The 17,083-nt window shown below is 40.4% G+C and carries 18 protein-coding genes; 4 read left to right on the top strand and 14 right to left on the bottom strand.

Annotated elements, in window-relative coordinates; genetic code table 11:
• Positions 1–8 precede the first annotated feature (8 nt).
• From CFS60_RS09810 to CFS60_RS09800, 3 genes are all read right to left on the bottom strand, one after another.
• Positions 9–911 (bottom strand): alpha/beta hydrolase, encoded by a 903-nt coding sequence (locus CFS60_RS09810; protein ID WP_088839176.1) that lies wholly within the window; start codon positions 909–911, stop codon positions 9–11.
• 78 nt (positions 912–989) lie between these two features.
• On the bottom strand, positions 990–1,718 hold the full coding sequence (locus tag CFS60_RS09805; protein WP_088839174.1) for a metallophosphoesterase: 729 nt from the start codon (positions 1,716–1,718) through the stop codon (positions 990–992).
• 65 nt (positions 1,719–1,783) lie between these two features.
• Positions 1,784–1,987: an Lmo0654 family protein gene (locus CFS60_RS09800; protein WP_088839172.1), complete on the bottom strand. Its 204-nt coding sequence runs from the start codon at positions 1,985–1,987 to the stop codon at positions 1,784–1,786.
• A gap of 177 nt (positions 1,988–2,164) precedes the next feature.
• Between CFS60_RS09800 and CFS60_RS09795 the strand changes: the two genes are divergently transcribed.
• Positions 2,165–3,007, top strand: coding sequence for a DUF975 family protein (locus CFS60_RS09795; RefSeq protein WP_088810521.1), 843 nt, complete (start codon positions 2,165–2,167; stop codon positions 3,005–3,007).
• Positions 2,994–3,524: an N-acetyltransferase gene (locus CFS60_RS09790; RefSeq protein WP_088815526.1), complete on the top strand. Its 531-nt coding sequence runs from the start codon at positions 2,994–2,996 to the stop codon at positions 3,522–3,524. The genes CFS60_RS09795 and CFS60_RS09790 overlap by 14 nt, the downstream gene beginning before the upstream one ends.
• 27 nt (positions 3,525–3,551) lie before the next feature.
• Here the strand turns inward: CFS60_RS09790 and CFS60_RS09785 are convergent, their stop codons facing one another.
• The 5 genes from CFS60_RS09785 to CFS60_RS09765 form a co-directional block, all read right to left on the bottom strand.
• Entirely contained in the window at positions 3,552–4,205 is a 654-nt protein-coding gene (locus CFS60_RS09785) for a GntR family transcriptional regulator (RefSeq protein WP_088810523.1), read from the bottom strand.
• Between the two features lie 399 nt (positions 4,206–4,604).
• Positions 4,605–5,246, bottom strand: a complete 642-nt coding sequence (locus CFS60_RS09780) for a GntR family transcriptional regulator (protein ID WP_088815527.1) — start codon at positions 5,244–5,246, stop codon at positions 4,605–4,607.
• A 21-nt stretch (positions 5,247–5,267) separates the two neighbouring features.
• The gene (locus CFS60_RS09775; RefSeq protein ID WP_088810525.1) at positions 5,268–6,221 is read right to left on the bottom strand and encodes a magnesium transporter CorA family protein; all 954 of its coding nucleotides are present in this window, start codon (positions 6,219–6,221) and stop codon (positions 5,268–5,270) included.
• Positions 6,222–6,287: 66 nt separating this feature from the next.
• On the bottom strand, positions 6,288–7,130 hold the full coding sequence (locus tag CFS60_RS09770) for a VOC family protein (protein ID WP_088810526.1): 843 nt from the start codon (positions 7,128–7,130) through the stop codon (positions 6,288–6,290).
• Positions 7,131–7,201: 71 nt separating this feature from the next.
• Positions 7,202–8,605, bottom strand: coding sequence for an amino acid permease (locus tag CFS60_RS09765; protein WP_088839170.1), 1,404 nt, complete (start codon positions 8,603–8,605; stop codon positions 7,202–7,204).
• Between the two features lie 185 nt (positions 8,606–8,790).
• Here CFS60_RS09765 and CFS60_RS09760 point away from each other — a divergent pair, with 185 nt between their 5' ends.
• Entirely contained in the window at positions 8,791–10,614 is a 1,824-nt protein-coding gene (locus tag CFS60_RS09760) for an LTA synthase family protein (protein WP_088810528.1), read from the top strand.
• 26 nt (positions 10,615–10,640) lie between these two features.
• Here CFS60_RS09760 and CFS60_RS09755 read toward each other — a convergent pair whose 3' ends face one another.
• A complete protein-coding gene (locus tag CFS60_RS09755; protein ID WP_088810618.1) occupies positions 10,641–11,366 on the bottom strand; it encodes a hypothetical protein in 726 nt (241 codons plus the stop codon).
• A gap of 103 nt (positions 11,367–11,469) precedes the next feature.
• On the bottom strand, positions 11,470–12,114 hold the full coding sequence (locus CFS60_RS09750) for a redox-sensing transcriptional repressor Rex (RefSeq protein ID WP_088810529.1): 645 nt from the start codon (positions 12,112–12,114) through the stop codon (positions 11,470–11,472).
• 283 nt (positions 12,115–12,397) lie between these two features.
• On the opposite strand from CFS60_RS09750, the gene CFS60_RS09745 reads away from it, so the two are divergent.
• Positions 12,398–14,359 (top strand): ABC-F family ATP-binding cassette domain-containing protein, encoded by a 1,962-nt coding sequence (locus CFS60_RS09745; RefSeq protein WP_088839169.1) that lies wholly within the window; start codon positions 12,398–12,400, stop codon positions 14,357–14,359.
• Positions 14,360–14,393: 34 nt separating this feature from the next.
• On the opposite strand, the gene tsaD is transcribed toward CFS60_RS09745, so the two are convergent.
• Genes tsaD through tsaE form a run of 4 tightly spaced genes read right to left on the bottom strand, consistent with a single transcriptional unit; the run spans position 14,394 to position 17,000 of the window.
• Positions 14,394–15,419, bottom strand: coding sequence for a tRNA (adenosine(37)-N6)-threonylcarbamoyltransferase complex transferase subunit TsaD (gene tsaD / locus CFS60_RS09740; RefSeq protein ID WP_088810531.1), 1,026 nt, complete (start codon positions 15,417–15,419; stop codon positions 14,394–14,396).
• A complete protein-coding gene (rimI, locus tag CFS60_RS09735; RefSeq protein WP_088810532.1) occupies positions 15,416–15,859 on the bottom strand; it encodes a ribosomal protein S18-alanine N-acetyltransferase in 444 nt (147 codons plus the stop codon). Before rimI ends, tsaD begins: the two co-directional genes overlap by 4 nt.
• On the bottom strand, positions 15,856–16,545 hold the full coding sequence (tsaB, locus tag CFS60_RS09730) for a tRNA (adenosine(37)-N6)-threonylcarbamoyltransferase complex dimerization subunit type 1 TsaB (RefSeq protein WP_088839168.1): 690 nt from the start codon (positions 16,543–16,545) through the stop codon (positions 15,856–15,858). Before tsaB ends, rimI begins: the two co-directional genes overlap by 4 nt.
• Positions 16,542–17,000 carry a tRNA (adenosine(37)-N6)-threonylcarbamoyltransferase complex ATPase subunit type 1 TsaE gene (tsaE, locus tag CFS60_RS09725; protein WP_088839196.1) on the bottom strand — a complete coding sequence of 153 codons (459 nt, stop codon included), beginning with the start codon at positions 16,998–17,000 and terminating at the stop codon, positions 16,542–16,544. Before tsaE ends, tsaB begins: the two co-directional genes overlap by 4 nt.
• Between the last annotated feature and the right edge of the window lie 83 nt (positions 17,001–17,083).

The following is a 17,083-nucleotide window of genomic DNA, read 5'->3' as shown; positions in this document are numbered from 1 at the left end:
ACGTCCTTTTATTTTTCAACATTTGGAACGGTATCTAAGTTTGAACCGTTATCTTTTTCCATTCCGTCTGGTAAATCCCATAAAAATTGACTTAGCAACGCGTCTACTTCAAAGCTTTCATGTAAGCCGCTATGCGTCACATTTGTTCCAGAAATTAGGCGTTCTTGATAATTCGCTTTTGGAAAAAAGTTTCTTGCATAAAACACACTATCCACTTGTACAAGTCCGTCTGTTCCTGTATGATTTTGATCTCCAGCAATGGCGAGCATTTGAATAGTTTTAGGAATCCTCGTTTTATTTTTTGCGAGGTTTTTAAGTGCATCTGATCCAGCTTTCAAATCATGGGCGGCTGGGTCTTTTTGCAACTTAAAGTAGTCCGCCCTATCTATGCCATTAAAAGGCGTCGCAATCGCAATAAACTTTTGTGGCACGGGGTACGCGGCATCTACTGGCGTATTTTCAAGATAGCTTAAAATGGCAAGCCCTCCCATGGAATGGCCGACTAAATTGACTGTTTTAATATGCTCTTTTTCCCGAATGTATTTCATCGCATTTTGGAGCCATAACGTTTGCTTGGAAAGGCTCGCCCGGTTATCTTCAAATAAAATTTGTACCGCTGAATCGCCGTTTTTATATTGGCTATCCAGATGACCTCTTACCTTTAATTGACCGTTTGGCTTAATCATGATTTGCATGGCGATTTGTTTAGTCCGAGAGTCGCTTCCTATTCGATTTAATAAATGACCAAATGAGTTCGCCGTTCCTTTATAGCCATGCACAAAAACTGTTGGAATAATCGTTTCCTTCACTTTTGCTTCTTCTTGTTGTGTTTTTATATATATAACGCCGAAAATGGCGACTATAGAAACAAAAAACACGGCCAGCAAACTTATCACGGTTGCTTTCCGCATAAAGACACTTCCTTTTAACTAGAATGAGCCTATTGTAGCAAAATATATAGAAAACCGCTATCCATCAAACGATTCACTTTATTTTGTTTCAAAAGGCTCATTTTTTCCAACTCGATATAATTTCGTTACGGCATGTTCTTCCACGACGATAGCATTCAAACTGCCGCCAAACACAGCTCCGCCATCAATTCCTAAGCGCGTTTGATCTTTTGAAATCCAAATATTACTCGAGCCATCACTATGTAAATTTTGAACGGGTGTATGTCCGAAAATAAATACTTTTCCTGTTCGGTTCTCGCCAAATAAAAACGGTTCACGAATCCAGTAGAACTGTTTTTCTGCCGTCTTATGCCAGTCGGGAATCGTTAAATCTACCCCCGCATGAACAAAAACGTACTGCTTTTCCTCATGGTATAAAGGGAGATCTTGAATAAACGCGATTAGCTCGCCTGACTCCTCCATGACGCGTTTGCTAAGCTCATCAGGTGTGATTTTTTCCTCGATATTTTCCCGTAGCAGTGATTGAATCGTCTCCATACCACCTTGGCTAATGTAATACGCCATTTTTTCAGCTGGTTCTTTCAACCAATCAAGTAGCATTTTTTCATGATTGCCAGTTAAAACGATAACATCATGTTCTTCTGATAATTGCTTAACGAGCCTAAGGACTGCACCTGGGTTTTCACCGCGATCGATTAAATCCCCTACAAATAAAAGGCGTTCCTCTTTACGATTCCAGTTTTCAAGGATTTTCTCAAGCATGCCTATTTCACCATGCACATCGCCAACTACAAAAATCGGTTTCATTCATGTTCACCTCTGTTTCAAACAAAAACGTCCGATTAGAAAGAAAAAGGACGTTTTTTGCCTATTTATTCAATCGGATCTTTTTTTAAGTGTTTTTCAATTTTTTTAATTTCATGCCTGATGCTGCTAAGCCTTACTTCTGCAGCATTCATTGGACCGTTTTGCAACTGCGGATCTTCAAAATCACGCGAATCTGCAACTAGATTCTGATATTCATGTTTAAGGTCTATTAAGCGGTCCTCTAATTCTTTACGTTCATCTTCTTTCACAAACGACACCTCCATCAAAAAATCAAAGACTAACTCTCCTTTTCCCTAAAAAAAGAAAAACAATCCTATTTTTCCGATAATTTAGAAGAAATTTCAATTTGCTAGCCTTTTGCTGTAACTCCTTAGTAGAATATGCTATTTTTAATACATAAATAATAGAAAAAGGAGAGATTTTTTATGTTAACAAATGCAGAAATGCGGCGTGCTGCAAAAAGTGCATTACAGGGACATTGGGGAATATCAATTGGTGTTTATTTGCTTAGCATGATTATTACTGCAGCAGTATCAGCCGCGATAGGCTGGATTCCAGTTATTGGTTGGGTAGCTGGCATGCTTATTACCGGACCAATTACGATAGGTGTAACTTGGTTCTTCTTAGCGATTAGCCGACAAGATGAGCCCGATGTAGCCTATATGTTTAGCGCTTTTAAAGATTTTGGTCGAACTTTCTTAGCTTTTCTACTTGTTTCTATTTTCACATTTTTATGGTCGCTCTTATTTATTATTCCAGGCATTATTAAAGGCTATTCTTACTCACAAACTTTCTTTATTTTAAGAGATAACCCACAAATTTCAGCACTTGATGCGATTACTCAAAGTCGTCATATGATGAACGGCTACAAAGGAAAATTATTTGGCCTTTCACTAACTTTCTTACTTTGGTATTTAATTCCTGTCGCCATCTTTATTACATCCGCGATTATCTTTGGCATTGGTGCTGCCACTGGCAATTATAACGATATGAACGGTGACGGCTCAGTCATTGACGCCATGGGCTTTGGTATTTCAATAGGCGCGATTTTCCTATTCCTGCTCGGGTATCTCGTAGTCGTAGCCATTTCCATCTATTTGTTCCCTTACATGACGACCACTTTCGCTGTTTTCCACGATGAATTATTCGGCACAATCGCACCACCACTCGAAGAAGAAACGCCATACTTCAATGAAACGTTCTCTTCTAAAGAAAACGAATCAAGCTTTGAACAGACGGAGGAAAACAAACCTGATGAACCAAAGTAAATTCGCAGTAAACGGCGTGAACTTTGAAATCCGCCAAGCTACTTCAAAAGATTACCAAGCAGTTGAAAAATTAATGATCGACACCGCTACTTGGTTAAAAAAATCAGGTTCTACGCAGTGGAATGACATTTTAGATGGGACAGACGTCCATCAAATCCGTGAGCGCATCCATCAAAATGAAGTTTTCCTTTTAACCCAAAAAGAGCAAACGGCTGGAACAATGATTGTGCGAAAAACGCCGAGTGCTTGGGACGAAAATTTATGGGAAGAACAGGCAACAGAACCAGCATTTTACATCCACCGCCTGATGATTGCTCGCCCTTACAAAGGTCTGCAACTTTCAGCCCGAATGCTGCAATTCGCCGAAGAACTAGCTGCATCAGCACGTATCCCTTTCATTCGTCTAGACACCCTCGCCTCAAATAATGCTCTCAACCAATTGTACGCCGAAACATTTACGTTTTTAAATAGTAAAGATGGTTATAGTTTGTATCAAAAAAAAGTGCAACCCAGTTAACTGGGTTACACTTTTTTAGTTTTAGTATTAACGAAACGCATATGTGCCGTAGTTTAAAAATAATTTTTTAATTTCTAAAAAGGCATTTTCATAATCTTTCTTATTCAAAAATGAAATAATCACACCAAATTGTTTGATGTTGCGTTCACGCATTTCTTCGTTGTGATTCGTAATTGCATCTGCAGAAAAGTATTTGATATTGAAAAATACTTTCTTAGCCATGTCTTTAAAGTAAGGGTTTCCGGAATAATTGATTAATCGTAAGAAAAATTGATGTTCATTAAAAATGTATTCATCTAAATCGCGCAAATATGATGCTCTGTCCATTGATTGTACACACTTTTCTAGCTCTTCGATATCCATTTCTTCCTCTGATTGTTCAATTCTATCGAATGTTGCTTTCACAAACAATTCAATAACTTCAAGAAGTTGCACATAACGTGTGGAATCAACAATTGAATCTTTGACTACAACACCACTGTAAGTCCGGTAATCTAAAACACCTTCTGCTACTAAAGCAGTAATCGCTTTACGAATTGGTGACCGGCTGACGCCTAATTCTTTTGATAATCGTTCTTCTGTAAGATGCTCGTCAGGCTTCAATTCACCATTTTTAATCTTTTCAATGACACTGTAATAAACAACCTTATCAAGGGTTTTGTATTCTCGTTTACTTTTCAAAATTCTAACGCTCCTTCAACCGATGAACTTTCTCATATTATATCATATGCCTCTCACGAAACAAAGCTAGTTTTTTTGAATGCATCATCTTCCCTATTTGAATCTGTCTAAATAAATAGTAAACAAAAAAACTCGAAATGTGGATTATTTTATGAAATCACTTTGTGAAACTGCTATATAAAGCCATTTCTTTAAATTTTTCAATATAAGATTTTTCAGTAAATAATTTTGTTCTCGCTAAAACGTGTTTTTGTGTACTAAAAAATGGGTCTTTTTAACTATATCGGATTATTTTACTTTTCCTTGCTATTTATACATGAAAATAAAATTATGCATTTCAACCAGTTATCTCCTTTTGCACAAAAAAAGTGAGGCGCACAAGATGCTCCTCACTAAATACTAACGGAATGTTTGCACAATATATTGATTCATAATAGTTTGTACTTCTTTTCGTGCAGCAACAAAATCGTTGTCCTGTACATTTTGAATTGTCACCTCTAAACAGCGAATCGTTTTTTCGGCTAAAATAAAAGGAATAATTTTAATCTCTTTTTGTGCTTTTGAGTCAAAGTCGCTTTCAATCATTTGTACGAAACGATTCGCATACGTGTTTTGCATCAAGCGAATGAATGCAAAAAAGCAATTGAAGAGTTCCGCAATAAACTGATCTTCCTCGCCTTTTTGATGAAGCATCTTCAATTGCTCAACTTTTTTCTGGAAGTATCCCATGTCGATTTGAATTCGTTTGTTTTCTACTTTAGTCAACGTTTGATTTATCATGATTTCAGTTATCTCTAACAACTCGACAAAACGATTAACGGACATGCTGCTTTCTATGACAATAGCTCCGCGATTTGTACGAACTTCGATTAATCCTTCCTTCTCCAAGCTTGCTAAGGCCTTTCGGACGGGCGTACGGCTAATTTTCAGTTCGTCTGCAATAACCGTTTCGGTAACTCGGTCTCCTACTCGCAAATTTCCGCTCAAAATTTTCTCTTTTATCGTGTAATAAGCTAGTTTTTCGTATGTTTGTTTTTCCATTATGTTTCCTCCTATGTCAAACTAGAAATATTTTTTTCGCCAAAAAATAACTGTTACAAGTAGTGTCAGAATAATTGTAAATAGCATAATACCTGAGAAAGCATTTGCCTCATGAGCGAAAGGTAGCTTCACATTCATCCCGTAAATGCTTCCGACAATCGTTGGGAGAGATAAAATAATCGTAAAAGACGTTAAAAACTTCATCACCATGTTTAAATTATTTGAAATAACGGATGAAAAAATATCTGACATGCCGCTTATAATTTGTGTGTATGTATCCGTCATCGCAATTGCTTGTTTATTTTCAATCACAACATCGCGAAGTAAATCATGGTTGCCTTGATTTTGCATAAAATGCTCCACATCTTGCATCTTATCTAAAATCGCTTTATTCGATTGTAATGCTGTAGCAAAAAACACCAGACTCTTTTGAACTGCCATAAACGCGTACAGCTGTTCATTTTTCATAGATTGCTTAATTTTCCCTTCAAGTTCATTCATTAAATGAATCAGTTTATCTAAATATTTTAAATAAAAATAAGAAACCGCATAAAGAATTTGTAGTAAAAACCGCGTATGATTAGCCGTATCATAATAATCGATTGGCGTTTCAATAATCGATGTTAAAACAGGAACTTCGCGTATCGAAATCGTCATAAAAATATCATCTGCTAAAACAATTCCGATTGGCATCGTTTCGTATGTGGTGTAGCCCATTTCATCTTTTGTCGCGTAAGGACAGTCAACAATGACAAGCGAATGGCGTTTTTCTTCCTCCGTACGCTTCAATTCAATTCGTGACCGTTCCTCCTCATCAAGCGCATCATGAAAATAATGTTTAGGTATGTGATACATAGCGCTCAGTTCTTCAATCTCAGATGCGGACGGTGAAACGACTTTAATCCAACTTCCCTTTTTAGCGGCTTCCAATTTTTTCATTTCTTGCTTGCCGTGTGCTGTATAGAATTCTATCATTTGGCTTCCCCCGTTTATCCAAAAAGATAACTTTATTCTATCAACTTTTTGACAATTTGTCTTTTCCTAAATTTGGGGTTCTTGCAACATAATTAAAATTCCGTTTGGATCGCTTACTTGCACACCAAAATGGCGTTTTTCCATTTTAAATCCGGCTTTCGCAAGACGCGTTTCCCATTCTTTGAATTTAGACGTTACAATTGTAAAATAGGCCAAGCCCGTTTCATTTTCCGCGCGCGGCAGCAAGTTTGTTCCTGCCCAAATATTACTGCCAATATGGTGATGATAACGACCTTCTGCAAAAAAGCGGGCAGACGGGATTTTGGTTTGAATGTTTAAACCGAGAATATTTCCGTAAAATTCTTCTGTTGCTTCGATATCGCTCACTTGCAAATGAACGTGTCCGATTTTCGTTTCTGGGTGAATCTGGTGGAACTCTTCTCGCGTAGCTGCATCAATAATTGCGTCCGCATCGACTTCTTCAGTTACTGCGGGATACGTGCCGTCTTCGTTAATGCGCCATTTGGCAAAGGGGCGATCGCGGTAAATCTCGATGCCATTCCCTTCTGGATCAGCTAAATAAATGGCCTCACTGTATGCATGGTCGCCCGCTCCACTAAGCGGATACTTCGATTTGATCAAATGAATCAGCATATCGCCAAGCGCCGCACGATTGGGCACTAAAAAAGCCGTATGAAATAAACCTGTTCGCGGCATGTTGGGGCGCACTCCATTTGTTAGTTTTTCTAGAACAAGAAGTGTGTCGCCATCGTTTTTCGCGCCAAACAGCACCTTTTCCTCTGACTCCGCTTGTTTAACAAGACCGATAACCTCTGCATAAAAAGCCGCCATTTTGGCTAAATCTGCCACCTTTAAAACCACTGCCCCTAACTTAAACTCGTCGCTCATTCTACATTTCTCCTTTAATATTGGTTCCTTCTATTACATCATATGGGAGGAAAAAATGCGAATGATTCAACTTACTTTTTGTAAGTCTCTTGTTTTTCTAGTGTGCTGTGTTTCTTCCCATATCCAAAATAAATAATAACCCCAATAACAAACCAAATGCCACATACAATCCAAGTAAGCGTCGCTAGGCGTGTAATAAGGAAACCACAAAGTAAGAAGGACACAATTGGTAACACGGGATAGAACGGCGTTTTAAAGCTTCCAGGCGCAATTTCTTTATTTTTTCGTAAAAATAAAATGCCGAGAGAAACCATCATAAACGCAATTAAAGTCCCCATATTCACAAGCTCTGCTAATTTCCCAAGTGGAACAAGTCCGGCCAAAATAGCGACAACTGATGCATAAATCCATGTATTTTTAACAGGTGTGCTATGTTTTGGATCAATTTCAGCTAGCATCTTCGGCAGTAGGCCATCTCGACCTAGCGCATAGACTAAACGCGTGCCGCCGTATGTCATAACAAGAATGACCGTAAGCATTCCAACAACTGCCCCTAAAGAAATAATTCCTGCTATCCAGTCTTGATTGATGACTTGCAGTGCAAAAGCAACAGGGTCTGTTACATTTAATTCTGTATAAGGTACAATACCCGTTAAAACAACAGATACAAGCATATAAAGAATTGTACAAATTAAAAGTGAACCGATAATTCCAATTGGCATATTGCGTTTTGGATTTTTCACTTCTTCTGCGGCACTTGAAACCGCGTCAAATCCTAAATATGCAAAGAAAACAAGCGCGGCTCCGTTTAGGACGCCACTGAAACCGAATGGCATGAACGGTTGCCAATTGGCTGGTTTCACATAAAATGCCCCGACGATAATGAAAAGCAGAATGACGCTCACTTTTAAAATAACCATGACGGTATTCACACGAGTAGATTCGCGAATACCTTTAGTGAGCAGAAAAGCAACGATGAAGATGATTAGAATTGCAGGAATGTTGACATATGTCCCTTCGGCCGGATTAAATGGTCCCGAAATGGCGGTTGGAATTTCGAGATGAAAGCCTTTCAAAAAGGCATTTAAGTAAGAGGACCAACCGCTTGCGACAGACGCGACGGCTAGGCCATATTCAAGAAGGAGCGCCCAACCGAGTACCCATGCGATAAATTCACCGAAAATCACGTAGCCATATGTGTAGGCACTGCCTGCAACTGGCACAGAGGATGCGAATTCTGAATAACAAAGCGCAGCAAGTGCGCAAACAACGGCGGCAATCACCAATGAAAAGACAATGGCAGGTCCTGAATGCATTGCAGCAACAGTACCTGGTAAAATGAATATCCCCGTCCCGACGATGGCACCGACACCAAGGAGCATTAAATCAAATGCGCCAAGCGTTTGTTTTAGTCGAATATGTCCTCCTTTATTTGGTAATAATTCCTCAATTGATTTTTTTCTAAAAATAGACATCTGAAATCCCCTTAATGTAAAAAATTATTTTTTCTCATCATACCCTTTCGCACTTTAAAGGTCAACAGTGTTAAAGTGCCAACTTGTAAAATTCTCCGCAATATTTGCACTTCAAAATCGGGTGCGTTAAAATAGATATAATTGGGGAAACTTAACCTATTTTTTAAAAGAAAGAGGCTTTTATCTTGTTAATTATTTATTTGATTTTAATTGTTGGTCAATTTGCCTTAGCCTATTTCCAAGTTTTTCAAGATCCAAATTGGCTTAGCTTTATGGCCGATTTATCGTTTGTCCTTATTTTACTGCTTCTCATACATGCTTTTGTACGTCCTCGTGCGCAAGTTTATGTTTATGCGGGTCTAACATGTTTTCTTGGAATATTGATGCTTGTTTTCGTTCTTTATGGACGGTTTTACAATGAAATTCCAACTTATCACAGCCTTTCTTTAATTGGTGAAGTCGGCGTTGTCAAAGATAGCGCAACTAGCTTATTGAAATGGTACGATTGGCTATTTTTTGCGAATCTTCTCTTGTTACCAGTTGTTCTTTATTTGGACTTAAAAAAAGGTGTGCGTTTTAAAACTTTCCAAATAAAAAGACGAACTTTTGGCATCTCGCTTGCTGTTCTTCTGCTTCTAATTGGATTTTTCACTTATGATATGATGAATAAAAATATTATTAGTGATACGAAACGCGCTGAAAAGATGGGTGTGTTTACCTTTAATGTAGCTACGGCTTTTACTGGAACGACCGATGTTCGGGCGGCTGATATTACAGCAGATAATATCCGTACGATAAAAGGCGTTGAAGTTAAAAAGAATCCGGACTACTACGGCATTGCAAAAGGGAAAAACTTAATTATTATCCAGTTAGAATCCTTCCAGCGCAACTTGACGGGTGTAAAACTAAACGGGCAATCCGTCACGCCAACACTCGACAAATTGGAAGGCGAAACGCTCTACTCGGATTCGTTTTTCCAAACGGTTTCAAAATCTAATACGGCTGATGCGGAATGGTCTGTGTATACCTCCACCTTCCCTAGCGGCTACTATACGAATACGCAAACTTACGGTGACCGCGTTATTCCATCATTACCGCGGACGCTTTCTAAGAAAGGTTATCAGACGGCAACCTTCCACACGAACGACGCGAGTTTCTATAATCGGGACAATTTTTATCCAGCAGTAGGGTTTGATAAGTTTTATGATCGCTCGTTCTTTGGCGATGATGATGTTATTGGCTTTTCGCCGAGCGATGAGGTTTTATACAATAAGGCGATGCCAATTTTAGAAGAACATTATCAAAACGATGAAAACTTCTATGCGCAACTTATTTCGGTTAGCAGTCATATGCCATTTAATATTCCAGAGAGCAAGCAATCGCTTAACCTTCCGAAAAACTTGGAAGGCACAGAGCTTGGGAACTATTTCCAAGCAGTGCACTATGCGGACAAACAGCTTGGTGCATTTATTAATAAATTGAAGAAAAATGGTATTTGGGATGATTCTGTCGTTGTGATGTACGGTGACCACCATATCATTGATACGGCAAAGCTTACAGATGACCAAAAAAGCTACGTCAATCGTTCTAGTGAGCTAAAAGCGCAGCCTGCTGATGACTACCGGATTCCGTTCTACCTCCACATTCCGGGCGTTGAAAAGACAGGCAAGATTGATAATATCGGCGGCGAAATTGACGTAATGCCAACCGTTCTCAATCTTCTTGGGATTAAAGCAACTGACCAGATTATGTTTGGGGAGGACATCTTAAATACGCAAACGAATTTTGTGCCAGAACGCTACACAATGCCAGAAGGTAGCTACATGGCAAATGATTATATGTATGAACCAGACGAAAGTTTTGAAACGGGCAAAGCCACTTATTATAACGGCGGAAATAAAGAACTCTCTGCTGATATCAAAAAACGTTTTGAAGCAAGTCGAAAACTACTCCAGTATTCTGATAGTTATGTAGACAATTTGCCGAAACAAAAAGATGTTGAAAAATAGTTTCTATAAAAAAAGATGAGCTCGGATTATCTTCCGAGCTCATCTTTTTTATTTGTCCGTTTAAATTCAAATTGTTTCATCCACGGGCGACCTTTTTTTAGCGCCCAGTATCCGATAATGGCCATAACTAATGCGCCAATGATGTCGACAATAACGTCTGTCATGGTATCCGTGAGAGCAGCCCGCCCAACGAGTGGCGTTCCGTTAGAGAGTTCGAAGCGCTGCATATTTAAACCTAAAAGAGCATCGAATGTATACTCATACACTTCCCAGAAAGCGCCGAGCGTTACCGCGAAACAGAAAGAAAATATCGCAACAAAGCCGGGCTTCATGTTCATGACGACTTTATCGTTAGCATTGAGTAAACTCACAAAAGAAAAGCCTATTGCGCCTAGCATCGCACCACTAAACGTATGCAATATTTTATCCCAGTGAGGTACATTCGCATAAAATTGTTGAATGGTTCCAAGATAAATTGAGGCGTATAGAAAAACGATAAACATGAGGTACACAAGCCCCGGAATTTCAAATTTAAATCGTCTAGAAACAATGGACGGTAAAGCTAAAATAATAATCCCTAAAATGATTTCTACCAGTAAGAAAATATAATCACTTCGGAGCGTTACTTTTGGTCCTGTTGCTGGTTGTGACGCGGGGGCAGTAAAAATTTCAAAGATGGTCACAATCATCGAAATCCCCATGGATACAAAAATAAAAAGGGCAACCCACTGCGTCCAATTTAATTTTTTCAGTCGTTTCATTCATTTCACCTCTTATAAGAAACCAGCACTCTTAAGCGCTGGTTCAGATAGTTACATCAAAGTTCTTTTATTTTTGAGCTTCTTAAGCTGCGTTTTAATTTTTAGATGGATAGTTTTCTAGGAAGTAAATTAATGTTTGTAATTCAGTTGTCAAATCAATATGATGGACGCGTACTTGTTTTGGCACGCTAATACGTGCTGGCGTAAAGTTTAGAATCCCCTTCACGTCTGCTTCGATCAATTTATCCACCGTTGTTTGAGCTTCATCAGATGGTACAGTTAAAATGACCACTTCAACATTATTTTCTTTTAAAATTTCTTCCATATCATTTAAATGATAAATTGGAATATCTTGTTGGACGGTACCTACTTTTGCAGGAGCTACATCAAATGCAGCACAAACGCGAATATTATTGTTTTTCATGAAGTTATAATGAAGTAGTGCGGTTCCAAGATTCCCTACACCGATAATGGCAACGTTCGTTTCTTTATCTTGGCTGAGCGTTTTTCCAAAAAAGTCAAGAATATAAGAAACATTATAACCATATCCTTTCTTGCCGAGTGCGCCGAAATATGAGAAATCGCGGCGAATTGTTGCGGAATCCACTTTTACAGCTTCACTTAACTCTGCCGAAGATACACGTTCTTTTCCTGATTCATGTAGATATTTCAAATAGCGATGATATAACGGTAAGCGTTTTGCTGTCGCCTGTGGAATTTTTGTCGTTTCATCCATCATGCCAATTAGTCCCTTCTTCCTGATAAAATATGGTTCGTTTTCAAGCAAAATGACTGCTCTTTCCTTCACATGCTTGCTTATATACTATAAACATTTCACATAAAATGCACAAACTTTTTGCTCACACATTTAGAAAACCTTTATTTTATCAGTATTTATTTTGTTTACCTGCTCTCATTGTATCGTAAAATCACAATTAATGCTAATGATTTCACAAAATCAAATGTGTGATTGCAACGGGCTCACCTTTACGCTAAACTAGAAAGAGATAGGGGAGAAAAATATGATTCTTTTGCAAGTACAACAAATTGCGAAGTACTTTGGTGCGGAAACGATTTTAGAAAATATAAAATTAGAAATTAAAACAAATGACCGGATTGCGCTAGTTGGCAGAAACGGGGCGGGAAAATCAACGCTTCTGAAAATCATTGCGGGGCAGACTTCATATGATGCGGGGCAAATTTCAAAGCCGAAAAATGTGCGGATTGGCTACTTGGCGCAAAATACGGGGCTTGAGTCGAGCAAGACGATTTGGAATGAAATGCTGACTGTTTTTGAAGACTTGCGTAACATGGAACGCGAGCTGCGCGAGATGGAGCTTAAAATGGCGGACAGCGGTATATACGCGGATGCTGAGACGGCAAGGCAGGCTTTGGATAGTTACGATGAACTGCAACACCTTTTCAAGGAACGCGGCGGCTATACGTATGAAGCGGAAATTCGTTCGGTGCTACATGGTCTCCATTTTTTTGAAGAGGATTATGAAAAATTAGTCGCGGCTTTAAGTGGTGGGCAGAAAACTAGGCTTGCACTTGCGAAACTACTTTTATCCAAACAAGATCTTTTGATTTTAGATGAGCCGACCAACCATTTGGATATTGCGACGCTTTCGTGGCTTGAGGGGTATTTGCAAAATTATGCGGGCGCGCTGCTCATCGTTTCGCACGACCGCTATTTTTTGGACCGCGTGGTGAACCAAGTTTATGAGATTTCCCGGACAAAAATCACTCACTATGTTGGAAATTACAGTCGTTTTCTTGTTTTAAAACAGGAGCAGCTTGAAAAAGACTGGAAGGAATTCGAGAAACAACAGACGGAAATTGCCAAATTGGAAGACTTTGTTGCTCGGAATATTGTTCGTGCATCGACAACGAAACGGGCGCAAAGCCGGCGGAAGAAACTGGAAAAAATGGACCGATTAGATCGGCCGGCGGGAAATGAAAAAGCGGCCCATTTTGGTTTTCAATTTGACCGCACGCCCGGAAATGACATTTTATTTGTCGAAGATGTTGCAATTGGCTATTCGAAAGACAAATTGGTGGCGCAAAATGTTCGGTTTGAAATGAAGCGCGGTGATAGTATTGCACTTGTTGGGCCAAACGGAATTGGCAAGTCTACCCTTTTAAAGTCACTCATTCGTGAAATCCCTGTTTTAAAGGGCGATTTTCGTTTTGGCGCTGGCGTTAAAATCGGGTATTACGACCAAGAACAAGCTAAGCTTTCTTCCAAAAAGACGATTTTACAAGAACTTTGGGATGAATATCCTGAACTAGACGAGAAAGCGGTCCGCACCACACTTGGAAATTTCCTTTTTTCAGAAGATGATGTTTTAAAAATTGTGGATACGCTTAGTGGCGGCGAAAAGGCCCGCTTGGCGCTTTCAAAGCTGACGCTACTCGGGGCAAATGTGCTTATTCTCGATGAGCCGACCAACCATTTGGATATTGAAAGTAAGGAAGTTTTGGAGGCGGCACTCATTGATTTTGAAGGCACGATTTTGTTCGTTTCGCATGACCGCTACTTCATTAACCGCATCGCACAAGATATTATTGAGCTTAGTCCGACTGGGGCGACGCGCTATTTAGGCGACTATGACTACTATCAGGAGAAAATTGCGGAAAACAGAGAAATTGCGCGTCTTGAAATGGAAGAGAAACTTCGGAAAGGCGAAATGCCAGCACAAGCGGAAAATCCTTCTAACAAGGCGGCGTACCAGCAAAGCAAGGAAGCGCAAAAATTATTACGGCAAAAAACACGAAAGCTTGCTGAAATTGAGGGAAAAATGGAAGAATGCGATGCGAAAATCGCTTCACTCGAACATGAGTTGACACTTCCAACGGTTTTTAACGACCACGAAAAAAGTTACGCGATTACCGAAGAATTGGATGCCATTAAACAAGTTGCCGAAGCCTTAATGGCCGACTGGGAAATCGTGAGTGAGGAAATTGAAGAATTGAATGCATAGAAAAAAGCTAGGACGAAAATTCGTCCTAGCTTTTTTAAACTTCTTCAAATAACAAACCGGGTTTGGCATTTAAGGCTAAGTTGCCGAATTTGCCTTCTTCGTAGGCTACCGTTCCTGCTGCTGCAATCATGGCGGCATTGTCTCCGCAAAGTGAAAGCGGCGGGATGACCAATTGGACGGCTGGAATTTCAAGTTCTGCTTCTTGAATCATTCGTTCGCGTAAGCCTTGGTTTGCCGCAACACCGCCTGCAAGAAGCAATTGTTTAACGCCGTATTCTTTTGCGGCAGCAATTGTTTTGGTGACTAAGACGTCGACAACGCTCGCCTGGAAGCTAGCTGCTAGATCAGCAGGACTTGGTTCTAAGTTTTTTTGGCGCATATTATGGAGCAAATTAATAAACGCAGATTTTAAGCCACTGAAACTAAAATCGTAGCTGCCATCGTCCATCATCGCACGTGGAAAGTGGAATGTGTCTTCCCCTTCTCTCGCTAGATGGTCGATCTGGACTCCGCCAGGATAAGGCAAACCAAGCGTTCTCGCCACTTTATCGTATGCCTCACCAGCTGCGTCATCGCGCGTTTCTCCGATAATCTCAAAATCATTATGTTCTTTCATCAAAACAAGCTCTGTGTGTCCTCCGCTTACGACAAGCGCAAGCAGCGGAAACTGCATCTCGGTTTCAAAGCGGTTCGCGTAAATATGGCCGGCGATGTGATGCACGGGAATGAGCGGTTTTTGGTGCGAAAAAGCTAGCGTTTTAGCGGCGTTCACCCCAATGAGTAGCGCTCCCACAAGACCAGGTCCTTCTGTTACGGCAATCCCGTCTACGTCATCTAACGTGACATTCGCCTGATTTAACGCCTCTTCGATTACAATGGTAATTTGTTCGACGTGGTGCCTCGAGGCAATTTCAGGTACGACGCCGCCAAAGCGTTTATGGCTCTCAATTTGGGAGGCAACGACGTTCGATAAAATTTCCGTGCCGCCTTTTACGATGGCAGCAGCTGTTTCATCGCAGCTTGATTCAATGCCTAAAATAATCGTTTCATTTTTCGTCATGATAAATTCACCCACATTACAAGCGCATCTTCGTCGTTATCTGGATAGTAACGTTTGCGAATTGCGCCGTTTTGAAAATTAAATTTCCGATATAAATTTTGTGCCCGCGTATTGGATACGCGCACTTCAAGCGTCATGTTTATGACACCGTTCTGCTTTGCTAAATCTAACAGCGCTTTTAGTAGCGCCTCGCCGTATTTTTGCCCTTGGAAGTCGGGATGAATAGCGACATTCGTAATATGCCCCTCGTCAAGTACGAGCCAAACGCCACCGTAGCCAATGATTCGCCCGTCTAAAACGGCTAGTAAATAATGGGCAAATTGGTTGATTGTGAATTCATTTAAAAAGGCTTCACGCGACCACGGGGAACTGAATACAGCATGCTCAATTTGGAGCAGCGCTTCGATATCTTCTTGCGTTGCTTTTTCAAAAGAAATCATGCTTTCTTCCTCGCTTCGAGCCACTTGCTTTCGGCTTCGGCAAGTTTCAAATAGTCAGGCGTGAAATTCGTTGCCTCCGTGCCGCTTTCGTGTTGAGCGAGCGCGACAAGACTAGCTGCCCGCGCAAAATTTGTGTCGGCGCTAGCAAACACTGCATGTTGCCCGAGTTCGCCCGCAATTCGGTCTTGCAAATTCGGCGGGATTGCACCGATAAATAGAATTTTTTCAGTCGTCCCGCTAAAGTTTGCGAGCAATTCGGTTAGCGCAATATGCTGGTCGGGGAGCAAATTTTCGAGCGCATCACCTTGACGGTAGACACCCGCATAAACGTTCTCGCGCCGCGCATCCATCAGCGCCACAATTTTCCCCGGGAAGTACATCCCACTTTTGGCTAAAATTTGAAGAGACGAAATGCCTACGATAGGAATATTCAAATCCCATGCCAGCGTCTTGGCTACCGTGACCCCAATTCGAAGCCCTGTATAAGACCCCGGGCCTTTAGAAACAGCAATTTTTGTTACATCGCTTACCGCCACGCCACATTCTTGCATTAGCTCCTGAATGGCCGGAAGAAGTCTTACGCTATGATTCTTTTTCAAATTTGTCGTCATTTCCCCAATGATTTGCCCTTCTGCTAAAAGTGCAATACTCATCGTATCTGTCGCTGTATCAATCCCTAATATCATTCTAAAACCTCCGTCAAGAAAGTCTTGTAACGCGTACCAACTGCCTCAAATTCCAAGTTTCGCTCATCATCTGAAACCCGTGAAATCGTAATTTTCAAATACTCGCTAGGTAAGGTTTCTGCGATATAGTGCGCCCATTCAACGACGCTTAGACCATCGCCTAAAAAATATTCGTCAAAACCAAGTTCATCAGGCGATGCTTCTTCTAAACGGTAAACATCCATATGATAAAGCGGCAAGCGCCCGCTCGTATATTCACGAATTATAGTAAAGGTTGGACTTTTTACGAGCTGTGTAATACCTAGTCCTTCAGCAAGTCCTTTTGTAAAGGTAGTCTTTCCAGCGCCTAAATCGCCTTCAAGCAAAATAACGAACGAAGTATCTACATTTTGACCGATTTTTTTTGCCAGAGCGATTGTCTCTTCGGCATTTTTCGTGTGCTTTTTGACTTTCATTTTTTTCACCTGTCCATCGTTTTCTGTTCCTATCATACCATAGAACGCAAAAAAGAACAGCTTCCCAGCTGTTCTTTATCGCT

The sequence above is a fragment of the Listeria sp. ILCC792 genome (genome assembly GCF_900186135.1).
In the GTDB taxonomy this organism is placed as follows: Bacteria; Bacillota; Bacilli; order Lactobacillales; family Listeriaceae; genus Listeria; species Listeria goaensis.
Note: the sequence above shows the minus strand (reverse complement) of the source record. Positions and strands in the feature narration are given on the sequence as shown.

Bases quoted from the DNA above. Each gene is read 5' to 3' on its own strand.
- CFS60_RS09810 (WP_088839176.1), bottom strand. From the start codon at position 911: ATGCGGAAAGCAACCGTGATAAGTTTGCTGGCCGTGTTTTTTGTTTCT.
- CFS60_RS09805 (WP_088839174.1), bottom strand. From the start codon at position 1,718: ATGAAACCGATTTTTGTAGTTGGCGATGTGCATGGTGAAATAGGCATG.
- CFS60_RS09795 (WP_088810521.1), top strand. From the start codon at position 2,165: ATGTTAACAAATGCAGAAATGCGGCGTGCTGCAAAAAGTGCATTACAG.
- CFS60_RS09790 (WP_088815526.1), top strand. From the start codon at position 2,994: ATGAACCAAAGTAAATTCGCAGTAAACGGCGTGAACTTTGAAATCCGC.
- CFS60_RS09780 (WP_088815527.1), bottom strand. From the start codon at position 5,246: ATGGAAAAACAAACATACGAAAAACTAGCTTATTACACGATAAAAGAG.
- CFS60_RS09775 (WP_088810525.1), bottom strand. From the start codon at position 6,221: ATGATAGAATTCTATACAGCACACGGCAAGCAAGAAATGAAAAAATTG.
- CFS60_RS09770 (WP_088810526.1), bottom strand. From the start codon at position 7,130: ATGAGCGACGAGTTTAAGTTAGGGGCAGTGGTTTTAAAGGTGGCAGAT.
- CFS60_RS09765 (WP_088839170.1), bottom strand. From the start codon at position 8,605: ATGTCTATTTTTAGAAAAAAATCAATTGAGGAATTATTACCAAATAAA.
- CFS60_RS09750 (WP_088810529.1), bottom strand. From the start codon at position 12,114: ATGATGGATGAAACGACAAAAATTCCACAGGCGACAGCAAAACGCTTA.
- CFS60_RS09745 (WP_088839169.1), top strand. From the start codon at position 12,398: ATGATTCTTTTGCAAGTACAACAAATTGCGAAGTACTTTGGTGCGGAA.
- tsaD (WP_088810531.1), bottom strand. From the start codon at position 15,419: ATGACGAAAAATGAAACGATTATTTTAGGCATTGAATCAAGCTGCGAT.
- rimI (WP_088810532.1), bottom strand. From the start codon at position 15,859: ATGATTTCTTTTGAAAAAGCAACGCAAGAAGATATCGAAGCGCTGCTC.
- tsaB (WP_088839168.1), bottom strand. From the start codon at position 16,545: ATGATATTAGGGATTGATACAGCGACAGATACGATGAGTATTGCACTT.
- tsaE (WP_088839196.1), bottom strand. From the start codon at position 17,000: ATGAAAGTCAAAAAGCACACGAAAAATGCCGAAGAGACAATCGCTCTG.